Consider the following 15,784-nt stretch of genomic DNA (forward strand, 5'->3'; position numbering starts at 1 on the left):
TCCCTCTTACTTTATTTGGGTCACTTCAAGCTGATCCATATAAATATTGACTTTATCTAATAAACCTAATCCATCTGATTCGGCCACGTTAGCACCAGTCGCAGATGCTTTTTTCATTGATTTTTCAATATGTTGTTGCTCAGGCAACCATTCACTAAGAAAAGCCGCCAGTGAAGCATCACCAGCACAAGCAGAGCTGATTAATTTGATTGCTACAGCATTGCAATACCAAATATGCACCCCATTAGAAAAGTAGAGTCCCTTAGCCCCCATGGTTAATAAAATGTTTTGTGCACCTTGCACGTGTAGCGTTTCTAGCGTGGTAATGATTTGTGATGTGGTTCTGGTTTCAAAACCAAAAATCTCTTTGACTTCATCATCATTAGGTTTAATTAATAGTGGCTTGTAGGTAAGTAACTGGCTTAATTTTTTGTGACTAATATCAAGAATAACTTGAATATTTTTTTTGTTACATAAATCTAAAATAGTTTCATAATATTCAGGCTCAACATTATTGGGTAAACTACCACTGATAACTAAATAGCTATTGTTGACTAATGATTCAATGATAGTAAGCAGTTCGATTTTTTTATCGTTCGGTACAAATGGACCTTTACTCACCAATTTATATTCATTTTGTCCATCATTAATAAAAATATTGATACGGGTAATATCGTCAATAAAACAGGGTTTTGTTTCAATCTGCATTTTTGTCAGTTCATCGGTAATATATTTACCTGAAAACCCGCCAAAAAAGCCTAGTGCACAAGTTGGTTTAGCAAAGTTATGTAAGACAATTGCAACATTGATTGCTTTACCATTGGGACTATATTTCGTGTGTAATGTGCGATTGACGCTATTAGGGTTAAGCCCATGACAATGAATATTCATATCGATGGCCGTGTTAAGTGTTAATGTATAGATCATCATCTCAACCTCTATAATTTGCCAGCACATCCACATGTCGCAATAATTTTTTTGACAATATCTTTCATTGCTGCTTTTGCCGGTTTCATATAGTGACGAGGATCATGAGCATCAGGATGTTCAATAAGATACTGTTTTAGGGCATCTGAAAATGCAATTTTTAATTCGGTTGCGACATTGACTTTACAAATGCCACGTCGAATACACTCACGGACATCCTTTTCTGGCACGCCAGATGCACCATGTAATACAAGGGGGATATCAACCATTGAACGGATTTCTGATAAGCGTTCAAAATCTAGTTTTGGTTCTGATTTATAAAGACCATGTGCGGTTCCTATGGCGATAGCAAGAGAGTCAATTCCTGTTTTTTCAATAAATTCTATTGCTTGCTTAGGATTGGTATATAAAGCATCTTTTGCATCAACAACGAGATCATCTTCAACGCCGCCAAGACGGCCTAGTTCAGCTTCAACGCTGACATCGTAACGGTGGGCGTAATCCACCACATGTTTAACAATCGCAATATTTTCTTCAAATGGGAAATGTGAACCATCAATCATCACCGAGCGAATACCGGCGCTAATTTTATAAGCTATATCGTCGAATTGTTCATGATGATCTAAATGAACTGCTAATGGAATGTTATGTTTTTTCGATAACTCATCAGCAATGGCAATAATATTTTCTGTTCCGGCATAACTATATGTCCCAGGTGTGCCTGCTAAAATGACAGGGGACTGCAATTCGGCGACAGTTTCGACAACAACCTGCATGGTTTCTAAATTATGGATGTTAAAGGCAGGTACAGCGTAGTGTTCTGTTTGCGCTTTTTTTAACATATTGTGGCTTGAAATGATAGACATATGACTTTCCCTTAATAATTTGGTTTCGATTGATATTGGGCCAATAACTTTCTTTTTGAAATTTATTGTTAATGAATATACTTTCAAAACGTAAGTTATTCTAGTGGTAATCACGTGAGATAGATCACAAAATTCAACTTTACTTTCGAAACGAAATAAAAATAATTTATAAATTTTCGTTTTGATGGTTAATATGTATATAGGGGCTGCCGAATAAAGAATATGTTAAGCATTATTAATATGATTTATAAGGTAAAACATTGATCTAGTTTGATGTTGACCAAGTATAGGATTAATTCTATTATCACTGCTTCTTTATTTTTATCTACAGCATGGGAAATCAAATTGGCTAGAGCATCTTCAGCCCTATTAAAGCGACGATTGCAAATTGCAGGAATAGTTCGTCAGCAAGGCGAAGTTAAAGTTGATGAGTTATCAGAATTGCTTCAAGTCTCGAATGTGACTATTCGTCAAGATTTAACTTATTTAGAGCAGCAAGGATATTTAAAGCGATCCTTTGGTGGAGCGATTTATATTGCTCCAGAGAGTGTGTTTAATCAGGCTAGTACCATTACCCCAAGTTATACACAAAGTGTTAGTGATTGTCGTGATATTGAATTAGTCAAAGTCTGCTTAAGTTATATTAATGATGGTGATACGTTGTTTTTAAGCCATGGCAATTTAATAAGGAAATTGATTCCATTTTTACATAGCAAAAAATCATTAATACTTATTATGAATGATATTAGTAACGCACAATTAGCAAAAGAATTTACCGATGCTGAAGTGATTGTTGTTGGTGGCGTGTTACTTGATGGCAATATTTTGCAAGATAACAAGATGATTAACTTTGTCTTGAATCAATTTTCAGTGACGCATTTTATCATTGAATTAAGTGCAATTAATTCTGATAATCAATTGATTATTGAAAATTTAGAACAAGTTAAAACGTATCAACAAATAATGAAAAAAGCGGCACATACTATCGGCATTTTGCCACAACGCATCGCCCATAATGATAACAATAGCATTGGGATACTAACTGATATTGATATGGTGGTTTTGTCACGACCGGCTGTGACTGAATATCATCAACAATTATTAGATACTCATTTTGATCAGCTGATTTCCAATAAATATTGTGTGACTTATCAAAACATCTTGGAGACATAATATGCATTTTAAAATCTGCACGATAGGTGAGCTGTTGGTTGAGTTTTTGGCGAAAACACAAAATCAACGTTTCGATCAAACAGGAGAGTTTATCGGTCCTTTTGTTAGTGGTGCTCCCGCAATATTTGCAGATCAAGTTGCAAAATTAGGTTTTCCTGTTGTCTTTTTTAGTTGTGTCGGAAAAGATGCCTTTGGCAAAATGTGTATTAGTCGCCTCAAAAATGACGGTGTAATTATTGATGGCATTACTTCACATCATAAAGCCAATACCGGCAGTGCATTTGTTACTTATAAAGGTGCTAACGAAAGAGATTTCATTTTTAATATTCCAAATAGCGCATGTGGTTTACTTTCATTTAATCATATTAATGAAAACTTATTAAAAGATTGTACTCATTTACATGTAATGGGGTCATCGCTTTATTCGTTTCGCGTGATTGATGCTATGCGTAAAGCAATAGATATTATCAAAAATAAAGGTGGTACAATTTCATTCGATCCTAACTTACGTAAAGAGATGTTTGATATACCCGAAATGGAGCAATCTTTTGATTACATAATGGAATATACCGATATCTTTTTACCGAGTGAAAGTGAAGTTAGTTATTTTTCTCACCATAATGGTGAAAGTGAGCAACAAACCATGATTAATTTGCTTAACAAAGGAATTAAGCACATTGTGGTAAAAGGCGGTTCTAAAGGTGCTAATTATTATGGAATTGATAAGCAAGGTCATTTACAAATATTGCACATTGGGGGATATACAATAAACTCCGTTGATCCAACAGGCGCGGGAGATTGTTTTGGTGCAACATTTATCAGTTTAATGTTGGCAGGTTATTCAGTCGAAAAAGCATTGCAATATGCCAATGCGAGTGGCGCATTAGCCGTATCTAAAAAAGGTCCTATGGAAGGAACTTCCACATTAGTTGAACTAAAACAATTTCTTTCTTGTGCTTTTATCAAGTAATAATTAAAAGCTTAAAGCAATGGGGTTATCAAAATTACAGGCAAAAAAATCCCAATAACAAAGTTATTGGGAAAACATAAGGAATAGGAAAAACAATGAAATAAATGCATTGTCGAGAGATATTATGCACGTTTTTTGGATAAATGTATGTAAAGTTATGTGAATTATTGATTAAATAGTTAGCTCCTATTATGTTAAATAATTGTAAATATTAATATGATTTAATTATAGGTTTATATATATCAATAATTTATTTATAGAAATATCTCTAATAACGAATTCAAAAATAGCTTTCCATGCTCTGTTATTTGCCAGTTTTGTTTATCTTCAATTAAATAGCATTTTCCAATGGCAGTCGCTATTTGTTTCTCAACTGTTTGTAAAGGTAAAGAAGTCCGTTGTTCAAACTCGTGTTTAGGCGTTGGTTCAAAAAGCCTAAAACGATTCATAAAAAATTCAAAGGGCAGATCTTCTTCCGGTACCGTATAATATTTATCTAAATAACGTCCTTCTAAATACCCTTTTGGGTGACGCGTTTTTATGGTGCGAATAATTTTGCCATCAGGTTGTGTTAATTTACCATGAGCACCACATCCAATACCTAAATAGTCGCCAAATCGCCAATAATTTAAATTATGTTGGCATTGTAAATTTTCTTTAGAATAAGCCGAAGTTTCATATTGTTGATAACCATGGCTTGTCAATAATTGATGACCTCGTTGATAAATTTCCCAAAGTTTATCATCATCTGGTAAAACGGGGGGTTTTGATCCAAATAGTGTATTGGGCTCAATAGTTAATTGATACCAAGATAAATGAGGCGGCGCGATAGCAATGGCTTGTTCTAAGTCATATATGGCATCATCAATACTTTGATTTGGCAATCCATGCATTAAATCTAAATTAAAACTTCTTAAATTTAATTTTTGGGCTAGTTTTCCTGCTGTGATTGCTTCTTTGGGATCATGTATCCGCCCTAATTTAACCAGCTTATCGGCTTGAAAACTTTGCACACCAATTGATATTCGATTTATACCTGCTTGCTGATAACCATTGAATCTTTCTATATCTACAGAATTTGGATTGGCTTCAATGGTGATTTCTGCATTCTTATTTATGGGGATAATCTTATTTATATTCAATAATAATTTATCAATCAATTCAGCAGAAAACAGGCTCGGTGTACCTCCGCCAATAAAGATTGAATAAATTGAGCGGGTTGAGCAAAAAACAGCATCATGCTGTAAATCTTTAATCAAATGCTCTACATAAGCTTCATAATCTGGCGTTTTTTTTACGGTATGTGAATTAAAATCACAATAAGGACATTTTTGTACACACCATGGCATATGAATATACAAGCTCATTGGGATTTTATACATAAACGTAGTCTTTCCTGAAACTTTTTAACAAAAATAACCTATATTATCTTATTTTGATAGCGTGCCATTTTACTCCAGTTTATTAAAAAAAGCTTTTGGCATCTATAGTGTTTTTATTATTAAGTTAAAAAGCGTACAATTATCGATATATTCCGATATTAATTATTGATTAAATCTATTATTTAGGAGTAAGTATGAGTATATATAAAGCGATTTTAGATAGTGGCTTATCAGGCGTATCACTAAGCCCATCGGTTAAGCAATCGACTTATGGTGAACTCCCTATTGTGGTTATTCACCATAAAACTTGCAAGGCAGCGGTTACATTACAAGGTGCACATTTGTTATTTTGGCAACCCGCTACTGAACAAACCCCCGTTGTTTGGCTAAGCGACAAAACAAATTTTAAACAAGGGGTGGCTATTCGAGGAGGGGTACCCGTTTGCTGGCCTTGGTTTGGTCAATTAGGGAGTCCTTCTCATGGTTTTGCGCGTATTGTTGAATGGAAATTAGACTCTTGTAAAGAGGATGATAATGGCGTTGATCTCATATTGTCTCTTACTAATAATCAGCAGACAGAACCTTATTGTCACCAACCTTTTACTGTGTCATTAAATCTTCATTTAGGTAAAACTTGTGAAGTTACTTTAAGCTGTTATGCTGACTTTGATATAACTAGTGCGCTACATACTTATTTTGGTATTGATAACATTGACCATGTTGTGGTCAAAGGTTTAGGTGAAACTTATCAAGAACGACTTGCAGTTGAAAACAAACCAGCAACAGTAGGCCAATTAACTTTTAATCAAGAAGTCGACCGTATTTATACTGATGCGAGTAAACAACTAACGATAACTGATGGCATCCGAACAATTCAATTAACCAACACTAATGTCAGTGATGTAGTTACTTGGAATCCATGGATAAATAAAGCTAAAGCCATGGAGGATTTTGGCGATGATGAATATAAATCAATGGTTTGTGTCGAAGCCGGTTGTATCACAAAACCATTGAAATTATCTTCCAATAAGAAATTTACTTATGGTTTTCGCATAGAATTGCTCTAAGCGTTCATAATTTATGCCACATACGCAATCAATGTTTTACTCATTTGTAATAAGATTAATTGATTGCGTTTACAGGGATAACACTTTATAATCCACACCCACCACTTTTTAAAGTGCTAGTTTGATAGTCAACTACTGGGTCGCCTGTAATTGGCTTTTATTTTAAATCATTAAGAGAAATAAATATGTTTACATTCAAAGCTGAAGTTAGAAAAGAGCATGGTAAGGGTGCGAGCCGCCGCCTGCGTCACGCTGGTCAATTCCCAGCCATCATTTATGGTGGAACTGAACCTGCAATCTCTGTTGTGCTTGATCACAACCAAATCTTTAATATGCAAGAAAAACCAGATTTTTATTCTGAAGTGTTAACTATCGAGGTTGACGGAAAAGCAGTTAAAGTAAAAGTACAAGCAGTACAACGTCATGCATTTAAACCAAAATTAGTTCATATGGATTTTGTACGCGTATAATTTATGTATTGGAATATTATCCAATTCTTTGTTTCAAGCAAAAGGTCACCACTGTGGTGACCTTTTTGTTTTAGAGCTAATGTAGGCTAATGCCTATTGTTATGATTTAACCTGTACACTAACCATCCAACATAATAGAATAATTACATTATACCATCCTAGGAGAAAACCATGTCTGATATCCCAACTTGCGATTTAGTTATTTTTGGTGCTAAAGGGGATTTGACAAGACGTAAATTACTACCGTCTTTATATCAACTAGAAAAATATGGAAAACTACCTGAACAAACCAAGATTTTAGGCGTAGGACGTGCTGATTGGGATCATGCTGCTTATTGTGAAGTTGCAAAAGATGCACTCATCTCATTTATGCCGGAGCCGTTAGACGATAGTATTTGGCGGAGATTTAGTCAACGATTGGATTTTCATAAATTAGATGTTAATGATAGCGCGGGTTTTGCAGGATTGAAAAATAAACTTGATTCAGGTCATCCCGCTATTTTCTATTTTGCAATGCATCCAGGTGCTTTTGGAACTATTTGCCAAGGTCTAGCTGCTGCAGGTTTAAATCAATCACAAAACCGCATTGTGATGGAAAAGCCACTTGGAACTGATTTGCAATCATCTCGTGAAATCAATGATTCGGTGGCTAAATTCTTTAGTGAATCACAAGTTTATCGTATTGATCATTATTTAGGTAAAGAGTCAGTACTAAATCTCTTAGCCTTACGTTTTGCCAATACAGTATTTGCGTCATTTTGGGATCGTAATTCTATTGATCATGTCGAAATTACGGTAGCTGAGCAAGTAGGTATTGAGGGTCGTTGGGGGTATTTTGATAAAGCCGGCCAAATGCGTGATATGGTGCAAAATCATTTATTACAAATATTAACCATGATTGCCATGTCACCACCTGCTAACCTAGAAGATAATAGCTTACGTAGTGAAAAGATAGCCGTACTAAATGCTCTTAGGCCAATTAATAAAACCAATATACGCGAAAAAGTAGTTCGTGGACAATATACAGCAGGATTTGTTAATGGTGTTAATGTACCGGGCTATCTAGAAGAAGACGGCGCAAATCAAAAAAGCAATACCGAAACATTTGTTGCGATTCGAGTTGATATTGATAACTGGCGTTGGGCGGGCGTTCCATTTTATTTACGTACAGGTAAGCGTTTACCGAGCAAATGTTCTGAAGTCGTTGTTTATTTCAAACCATTACCGCTTAATTTATTTAGTGAATTTTATCCACAATTACCACAAAATAAATTGACGATTCGTTTACAACCTGATGAAGGAATGGATATTGAAATTTTAAACAAAGTACCGGGATTAGATAGTACTCACAATTTACAAACCACGAAACTTGATTTAAGTTTTAGCGAAACTTTTCACCAACAAAGCGCTGATGCTTATGAGCGTTTATTACTTGAAGTTATGCGGGGGCGCCAAGCGTTATTTGTTCATCGTGATGAAGTTGAAGCTGCATGGAAATGGGTTGATTCAATTATTAGTGCATGGGAAACAGAAAAAGAACCACCAAAAACTTATCAAGCTGGAACTTGGGGACCAGTCGCATCCGTTGCCTTAATCACTAAAGATGGGCATTCATGGCACGAATTTGAATAAAGGAAAAATAACTATGTTTACGTTAAATAAATATCAAAATAGTCAATTATTGATCGAAGATTTAACCTCACATATCGTCAATGAATTAAAACAGGCCATTGTACAAAAAGGACATGCTTCTATTGCGGTTTCGGGGGGTAAAACACCTATTCCATTATTTGTATCACTGAGTCAACAAAATATAGAATGGAGTCGAGTTTTTATTACGTTGGTGGATGATAGATGGGTTGATGATACTAATGATGCCAGTAACGAAAAGTTAGTGATGACGCATCTATTACAAAACAATGCAAAATTGGCTAATTTTGTCGGTTTAAAAAACAGTTGTGATAATCCATTTGATGGCGCCGAAATGACTGACAAGATGTTAGATAAAATTCCGATGCCATTTGATGTAATTGTTTTAGGTATGGGCGAAGATGGACATACCGCTTCATTATTTCCAGGTGCAGCTAATTTAGCGGCCGGTTTAGATATGAAATCAGGTCGAAAAGTTGTCGGGATGACACCATTAACAGCGCCACTTGATCGTATTACTTTAACGTTACCTACTATTTTAAATAGTAAAAATATCTATCTACATTTAGTTGGTGAAAGTAAAATGCAGGTATTAGAACAAGCCGAAAAAGATCATAATGTTAATCAAATGCCTATTCGAGCTGTTTTGCAGCAGGACAAAGTGAATGTCACAGGGTTTTGGACTGCATCTTAAATTTTCTTCCGTTTTGTTTGCCAACTTGCGTCGGTAATGAATTTTTACAATAAATTTTGCTTCCAAAGCACTGGATCAGCAGTGCTTTGACCTTACCAATTAATCCTCTTTTATGGGCTTTTCTGCTTGTTTTGCTGTTTTTGTTTTTCGGCTGGCTTTTTTCTTGGGTCTTTTAAATTGACCATAGTCGATAAGTTCACCCGTTTCGTCATCAATCACGCCCCACTCTTGGCTATTATCTAAAATCGCCTTTTGTTCAGTCGAGTGGGTAATCTGATAGGGTGGTTTTGTAAATACCCCAAACCCAGTACACAACTCACGTAGAAAATTAAGCTGCCTGTTTTAGTGTTTTATACTCAATCGGCGTCATATTATTTAGTGCTTCATGAGGTCTTTCGGTGTTATAACTGGTTAGCCATTCTTCGGTTACCTTTCTTACTTGTTCCAGATTATTAAATAAATATAAATCTAATACCTCTGTGCGATAGGTACGATTAAATCGTTCAATATAGCCATTTTGATAAGGACTACCGGGCTGGATATAATCAATGGCTATATCATGTGATTTAGCCCAGTTTATAAAGGTTTTTCCTGTAAATTCTGGCCCATTATCGACTCGTATTTTTAATGGATACCCATGATATTCGGCCAGTTTATCTAAATAACGGGTAATTCTCCCTACCGGTAAGCTTACTGCAATATCAATGCCTAGCGCCTCACGATTAAAGTCATCGATGACATTGAATGTCCTAAAGCGACGTTGATTACCACTACTGTCACTCATAAAATCCATTGACCAGCATTCACCTTGTTTATTAGGAACCAATAGCTTTTCTAGTGTTCGTGGGGGGATACGTTTTTCACGTTTAGCCCTAATATTAAGTTTTAACTCACAATACACTCGATAAACACGCTTATGATTCCATTTATAGCCAAGCTTTCTGATGCGATTAAAACATTTGGGAAAGCCCCAGCGTAAATGCTTGTCAGTGATAGTACTTAATACTGATATTATCACCGAATCATCCAGTAATTTAGGTTGATAATAGTAAGCACAACGGCTTAAGCCAACAATGGCACAACTCATAGCAATAGTAACAGAATGATTTTGTTGTAGTTGCTGTGCCCACGTTTTACGTGCCTTTGTGGGCACTAAAGCTTTTTTATGATTTCTTCCTGAAGCTGGGATTTTAAGCTCAGTTCTGTAACTACCCCTTAAAATAGTACAGCAAAAGAGTAGAAAATTCTCTTTATTAATCCACTGAGGATTTAACCATGAAAAAAATGACTGAACATCAGATTGTATCTATTTTAAAAGAAGCTGAGGCTGGTATCCCTGTCAAGGAACTTTGCCGTAAATATGGCATGGGAAATTCAACTTTCTATAAATGGCGAGATAAATATCATGGTTAAAAAATTTAGTATCGAATTCAAACAACAACCAGTTGATTATGCATTATCTCATGCACACCTTTCTATTAGCGAACTTTCCAACCATCTAGGTGTGGGTAAATCAACCCTAGATAAATGGATTAGGCAACTTTCCCCGAATAAAACCAGCCGTCGAGAGTTAACGGCTGAGCAACAGCGGATTATGGCGTTAGAAAAAGAGATTAAAGAACTGAAAATGGCCAATGATATACTAAAAAAGGCGCATGTGTACTTCATCAATAATCCAAGTCGGTGAAGTACGCTTATATGAAAAATCATTTAACCTGCTATCCCGTTACTAAGATATGCTCGTTACTTGGTGTCAGTTCATCGGGTTATTATGCCTGGTTAAAAAGTGCAAACAAATCAGCCAAACTCAGCGAGTATATCCAAAAGCAGTATTGGCACCATAAGGCCCATTTGGGGGTCACCGAGGCTACTTGATGCTAGGGGGATGCAGGCTATCAAGTTTCAGAAAGGACAATTAGCCGTGTTTTGCAACAATTGGGATTACGGAGTAAAGCAGCACGTAAATTCAAGTATAAAACAGATACGGCTCATCACAATATTGCGCCCAACACGTTAAATAGGCAATTTAACCCTGATAAGCCGAATACGACATGGGTAACCGATATTACTTATATTAAAACGGGTGAAGGTTGGTTATATTTGTCGGTGATTATCGATTTATATGGACGAAAAGTGATTGCTAGGCAAACGAGTCGCTACATAGACCGCCATTTAGTGTGTAATACATTAAAACAAGCCTTATTTGGGCGTCAATTTCCTAAAAATGTACTCATCCATAGTGACCAAGGAAGCCAATATGGCAGTGCTGATTTCAAGCAATTATTGTTACAATATGGGCTAAGGCAAAGCCTGAGTCGAAGAGGAAACTGCTTTGATAATGCGGTTGTTGAGAGTTTTTTCATACACTCAAAACACATATTATTCATGACTGTTACTACAAAACGAGGAAACTGGCTAATAAAGCACTATTTGAATATATTGAAATCTATTATAATCGGATACGTCGTCATTCAGCTAATGGCTGGGTATCACCTGAACAATATGAACAACAATATTACCAAAACGAAAAAATGATAGAAGCGGGCACTGTCTAATATTTTGGCGAGGATCAAGGTACTGATAAATTACCATATGTATAAACCACTTTGATTTTTATTGAGACCTTTGTACGGTAAAGCTTCACTCAAACTAAATTTTTAACCGTGCTTTTTTGAGGCATTTGGGCTTATATTTAGACCTAAATACCTCTAGATAAGTGACTATTTATCGCCATTTCCCTATTCTAGGCGCCTTTCCTGCTGTACAGATAACTCTAGTTTGATATCAAAGTTCAATAAGCTGCCTGAAAGATGAGCTTGGATTAGTTCAGTCAATGGAGTTTCAAATTAAACCGTATTTACGAAACCAAAGAATAAGTAGAAAGCTTTATGAAGATAGCAGAAAATGAAATACACATCTGGTTTACCTATAATGAGGAAATAAATCCCGATTTTGCTTTGACCAACTATGTCCAATTTTTGAATCATCAGGAATTGGAGCAGTGGCAAAATTATACTTTGACAAGTATAAACACCAATATTTGGTAACCCGAATGTTAGTGCATGATGTTCTGAGCAGATATCTACAAGGTATTCCTGCCAAAAATATAGAATTCAGAACTAATTCTGCACATTCTCTTTTAAATTTACTACTTAGTTGTCTTGTCACGGGATAATCTTATTAGTTGATGCTTTTTCATACCGCTAAGAATATCTGCAAGAAAAGTATACCGTTACACTGTGTAAGTGGTTTAGAAAATTAGTTTAAACAGAAAAAATACCTTATTCAAGTTGAAACCTGCGTCAGCGGTTGAGACTCTTTATAGTTTATTCAATTGTTCAATACTGAATAAGTGGCTTAGCAGTATCGTTGAATAAGCGAAAAAAACGGAACTCACATGTTCCGTTTTTTTGTATGCTAAATCCTTGTATTCACTCGGCCAAAGAAAATATAGACAATAACCGCTAGAAAACCAAAAGCCAGAGACACAAAAAACATTGCCTGATAAGCGCAGTTTATTGAAATTATTTGATGTTGAGTGAGGTTGATTAATATTCCTGATAGTACGCCTCCAAATGCACCACCAATTTGCTGTGTAACACGCGTGATAGCGCTCGTGTCCTTAATTTGATTTTTATCACAGAACTCAAATGGAGAAGAGAGAACAGCAATCGTGGCGACGCCTAATCCGGAACCTCGAACAGTAAAACCGATAATTTCAAAGGCGTTGCCACCTACTTGAATTATTAATATACTTATTGCTGATATTATTAATCCTACACCAATAATTAGAAATGAATTTATCTCACTTAGAGATTTATAAATAAATTTTCTAGCCAACCAGGCACCTACACCTTGTAGAGCTAGCAACATACCAATATATGTAATAGATATATTATCATTTATTGCTTGTATTAAAGGAAAAAAAATCATGAAACCAAAAAAGATAAGTGACGTCAGAAATCCCATAATTATTGCGAACGAATATTGAATACAACTAAATGAACTTAAATCGATCAGTTTACTGTCTGACTTGTTATTAATAATAAGCGAAACCAGCATCAAACCAATACCTAAAACTAGCATAATAATATTAAAAATATCAAAAAAATGCCCAGAAGTGATATTTTTAATAGAGATGAAAAATATTATTAAAGCAATTAAAAATGTCATTAATACATAAATATTCATATTGTATTTAGACGTTTTATTATCAGGCATTGTCGTTCTACCAAATAAAAAAGCCATAAGTACTAAAGGTATGTTGATAAAAAAAGCTATTCTCCAATTTAACTGTTCTGATATGATTGCTCCAAAAATTGGCCCTAGTGCAGGGGCAAAGACTGACGGAATAGCAATCAATGCCATAACCGGCTTTAGTCTTTCCTTACCAAAATAAGTTGCTATTGTAGATTGAGTAATAGGAATTAAAATTCCTGCACCAAAACCTTGTAGACATCTATACAAGATTAAAGAAACCAGATTATATGAAAATCCAACTAATATAGAACCAACAAGAAAGACAAAAATTGAGCATACCCATGCTTTCTTGAGTCCAAAATTTTCATGTACATAAGGTGATAGTAATATGCCAGCTGCGCAAGCAAGCATATATATGGTAACAGCCCATTGCATATAAGCATAAGAGGTATTAATGTCATTCGAAATTGAGGGTAAAATAACATTAACAATACTGCTATCTAATAATGGCAATATACTAGATAGTGTCATAGCAAACACTAACTTTCTTTCTGAGGTTGTCAGGTCAATCGATTGCTTCATATTAAACTCTTTCCAGATTATATTGAGTTGCGCCTCGCGTATATATTCCACCGAACGTTGGCGGTGTAATTTCTTTATAATTTTTAAGTATTAAAACTAATTTTTGAAGGGCGATATTTAATTGCATATTTGCAAATTGAGCACCAATACAAGCATGAATTCCCACTCCATATGAAAGATGTCCCTTAAATTCTCTTCGTGGATTGAATGTGTTTGGGTGTTCAAAATATTTTTCATCTCTATTTGCTGATGGTATTAAGGAAAATATTAAATCTCCTTTTTTTAAGTTAACACCTTCAACACAACTATCATCCTCGACTTGGCGTGGAATTAAATGAACAGGTGGTGTAATTCGTAAGCTTTCCTGCAAGATACTATTAGTGCTGCAATCATTGGAGATAACTAGATCAATATAAGATTCATTTCTATAAAGGTGATAGATACAATTTGCTAAAACTTTATCAACTGGTTCTGAAGCTGCAAGTAAAATGTTTAATGAAAGTGCGACTATCTCACTATCACTTAATATTTCACTTTCATTACTATTATGAATAATAAAAGAAATAATATCATCTCCAGCACACTTTTTACGTTCATCGATTAAATCCAATATCACTTTTTCCAATTCTTCAGATGCAAATAGTGCGATATCTTCAGTCTCTTTTGAAAGATTAAACCCAGTCGCAAATTGAACTATGAGTTTTAATCTTTCTAGATACCAGTCTAATTTATTATAATCAATACCAATGATATTGAATGTTGTTAATAAAGCATATTTATTACCAAAATCAGAAATAAAATCAAATTTGTTCTTAGTTATAATTTCTGTTAACAATGAATCACATAGATTTGTCAGTTTGGGGGGATAATAATCTTTCAACACACGACCGGTAAGCTGATGTAAGAGCATGCTCTTTTTTATTTTATGTTCATTACCTTCCATCTGAGCCAGAACTTTTCCCCTCATTACTGGCTCAGCTCTTTTAGATAAAGGTTTTGTTGAAAATAATACTGAATTTCCAAGTATGCTACGAACAGCATCATAACTAATAGTTAAATGCGCATTTAAAGTTTTGTCATAAATAACGTTCTCCGTTTTATCCAATAAATCAATATATTTGTATGGATCTTGTCCATATTCATCAGACAACACTCCTGGAAAATGATTGTTCATAGTCAACATATTACCTCCATATTACTTAATAATTAAATTGAATGATCTTTAACAATAATTTTTGTATCTGAACTAGGGCTGATACTTAACTTTCCAGCATAAACATAATCAGCTATTGGCCATGAACAGTAATAAGATATATGCAGACTAGTTAGTGAAGATGACAATAAAGAAGGGGAAATAATAAAAGGAATTTCTCTTATTATATATTCTGTAGCAATAATAATATCCTGTTCTTTTATTTCAGATGTTTTACTGATGGCGTTTTTTCTATTCAAAATAGCTTTATATGACTGAGTTATACATAATGAGTGAAAATTCTCATTATTTTTAAAATCTTCTTTTATTATCTCTACATTTTTTTTATACAATTCGTCAGCATAAAAATCGGAAAATTTTAATATTCTTTTTGCAAAAAAATCATGACCAGACATTGATAAATAATTATTAATAGCTCTTTCAATTCGATAAAATTCTTTTCGTGATTTTTTACGTGCTTTTACCTCATTATCTCCAGCTCCTATTAAAAGATACTTAGCCTCTTCATGTGGATGTAAAACATCTACATGATCATAATTATCAAACCCCCACTCCAACATATTTTTAATGTAATTTTCATTAAATTTGGA

Annotated in this window: 14 protein-coding genes and 2 pseudogenes; 8 read left to right on the forward strand and 8 right to left on the reverse strand. The window is 34.6% G+C overall.

Annotation, left to right across the window (positions count from 1 at the left end; genetic code table 11):
- Positions 1–6 precede the first annotated feature (6 nt).
- Together A9G22_RS06745 and A9G22_RS06750 are read right to left on the reverse strand one after the other, a co-directional pair.
- The gene (locus A9G22_RS06745) at positions 7–927 is read right to left on the reverse strand and encodes a 1-phosphofructokinase family hexose kinase (protein ID WP_065586997.1); all 921 of its coding nucleotides are present in this window, start codon (positions 925–927) and stop codon (positions 7–9) included.
- A gap of 11 nt (positions 928–938) precedes the next feature.
- Entirely contained in the window at positions 939–1,793 is an 855-nt protein-coding gene (locus A9G22_RS06750; protein WP_065586996.1) for a tagatose bisphosphate family class II aldolase, read from the reverse strand.
- Positions 1,794–2,138: 345 nt separating this feature from the next.
- Here A9G22_RS06750 and A9G22_RS06755 point away from each other — a divergent pair, with 345 nt between their 5' ends.
- Both A9G22_RS06755 and A9G22_RS06760 read left to right on the forward strand, forming a co-directional pair.
- Complete coding sequence (locus A9G22_RS06755; protein WP_176700244.1) at positions 2,139–2,966, forward strand: DeoR/GlpR family DNA-binding transcription regulator; 828 nt, start codon at positions 2,139–2,141, stop codon at positions 2,964–2,966.
- A gap of 1 nt (position 2,967) precedes the next feature.
- Entirely contained in the window at positions 2,968–3,936 is a 969-nt protein-coding gene (locus A9G22_RS06760; protein WP_065586995.1) for a sugar kinase, read from the forward strand.
- Between the two features lie 254 nt (positions 3,937–4,190).
- On the opposite strand, the gene hemW is transcribed toward A9G22_RS06760, so the two are convergent.
- On the reverse strand, positions 4,191–5,318 hold the full coding sequence (gene hemW, locus A9G22_RS06765; protein WP_065586994.1) for a radical SAM family heme chaperone HemW: 1,128 nt from the start codon (positions 5,316–5,318) through the stop codon (positions 4,191–4,193).
- Between the two features lie 194 nt (positions 5,319–5,512).
- Between hemW and A9G22_RS06770 the strand changes: the two genes are divergently transcribed.
- The 4 genes from A9G22_RS06770 (at position 5,513) to pgl (ending at position 9,199) form a co-directional block, all read left to right on the forward strand.
- Positions 5,513–6,385 (forward strand): D-hexose-6-phosphate mutarotase, encoded by an 873-nt coding sequence (locus A9G22_RS06770; RefSeq protein WP_065586993.1) that lies wholly within the window; start codon positions 5,513–5,515, stop codon positions 6,383–6,385.
- A 185-nt stretch (positions 6,386–6,570) separates the two neighbouring features.
- The gene (rplY, locus tag A9G22_RS06775) at positions 6,571–6,855 is read left to right on the forward strand and encodes a 50S ribosomal protein L25 (RefSeq protein WP_065586992.1); all 285 of its coding nucleotides are present in this window, start codon (positions 6,571–6,573) and stop codon (positions 6,853–6,855) included.
- A gap of 171 nt (positions 6,856–7,026) precedes the next feature.
- Positions 7,027–8,487: a glucose-6-phosphate dehydrogenase gene (zwf, locus tag A9G22_RS06780; RefSeq protein WP_065586991.1), complete on the forward strand. Its 1,461-nt coding sequence runs from the start codon at positions 7,027–7,029 to the stop codon at positions 8,485–8,487.
- 13 nt (positions 8,488–8,500) lie between these two features.
- Positions 8,501–9,199, forward strand: coding sequence for a 6-phosphogluconolactonase (gene pgl / locus A9G22_RS06785; RefSeq protein ID WP_065586990.1), 699 nt, complete (start codon positions 8,501–8,503; stop codon positions 9,197–9,199).
- Positions 9,200–9,298: 99 nt separating this feature from the next.
- On the opposite strand, the gene A9G22_RS06790 is transcribed toward pgl, so the two are convergent.
- Both A9G22_RS06790 and A9G22_RS06795 read right to left on the reverse strand, forming a co-directional pair.
- Positions 9,299–9,514: a hypothetical protein gene (locus A9G22_RS06790; RefSeq protein ID WP_075508561.1), complete on the reverse strand. Its 216-nt coding sequence runs from the start codon at positions 9,512–9,514 to the stop codon at positions 9,299–9,301.
- Positions 9,515–9,527: 13 nt separating this feature from the next.
- Entirely contained in the window at positions 9,528–10,352 is an 825-nt protein-coding gene (locus A9G22_RS06795; RefSeq protein ID WP_081296988.1) for an IS3 family transposase, read from the reverse strand.
- Positions 10,353–10,474: 122 nt separating this feature from the next.
- Here A9G22_RS06795 and A9G22_RS06800 point away from each other — a divergent pair.
- A pseudogene (locus A9G22_RS06800) lies at positions 10,475–10,609 on the forward strand (transposase); the annotation flags it as partial.
- Positions 10,605–11,754 (forward strand): annotated as a pseudogene (locus tag A9G22_RS11115) (IS3 family transposase). The pseudogenes A9G22_RS06800 and A9G22_RS11115, both read left to right, overlap by 5 nt.
- 862 nt (positions 11,755–12,616) lie before the next feature.
- Here A9G22_RS11115 and A9G22_RS06815 read toward each other — a convergent pair.
- The 3 genes from A9G22_RS06815 to A9G22_RS06825 form a co-directional block, all read right to left on the reverse strand.
- Positions 12,617–13,981 carry an MFS transporter gene (locus tag A9G22_RS06815; RefSeq protein WP_065586987.1) on the reverse strand — a complete coding sequence of 455 codons (1,365 nt, stop codon included), beginning with the start codon at positions 13,979–13,981 and terminating at the stop codon, positions 12,617–12,619.
- Between the two features lies 1 nt (position 13,982).
- Positions 13,983–15,164 carry a cytochrome P450 gene (locus tag A9G22_RS06820; protein ID WP_075508562.1) on the reverse strand — a complete coding sequence of 394 codons (1,182 nt, stop codon included), beginning with the start codon at positions 15,162–15,164 and terminating at the stop codon, positions 13,983–13,985.
- Positions 15,165–15,187: 23 nt separating this feature from the next.
- On the reverse strand, positions 15,188–15,784 hold a 597-nt coding region (locus A9G22_RS06825; RefSeq protein WP_141669998.1), incomplete at its 5' end, for a tRNA-dependent cyclodipeptide synthase.

The sequence above is a fragment of the Gilliamella sp. App2-1 genome (genome assembly GCF_001690255.1).
Taxonomy (GTDB): domain Bacteria; phylum Pseudomonadota; class Gammaproteobacteria; order Enterobacterales; family Orbaceae; genus Gilliamella; species Gilliamella apicola_G.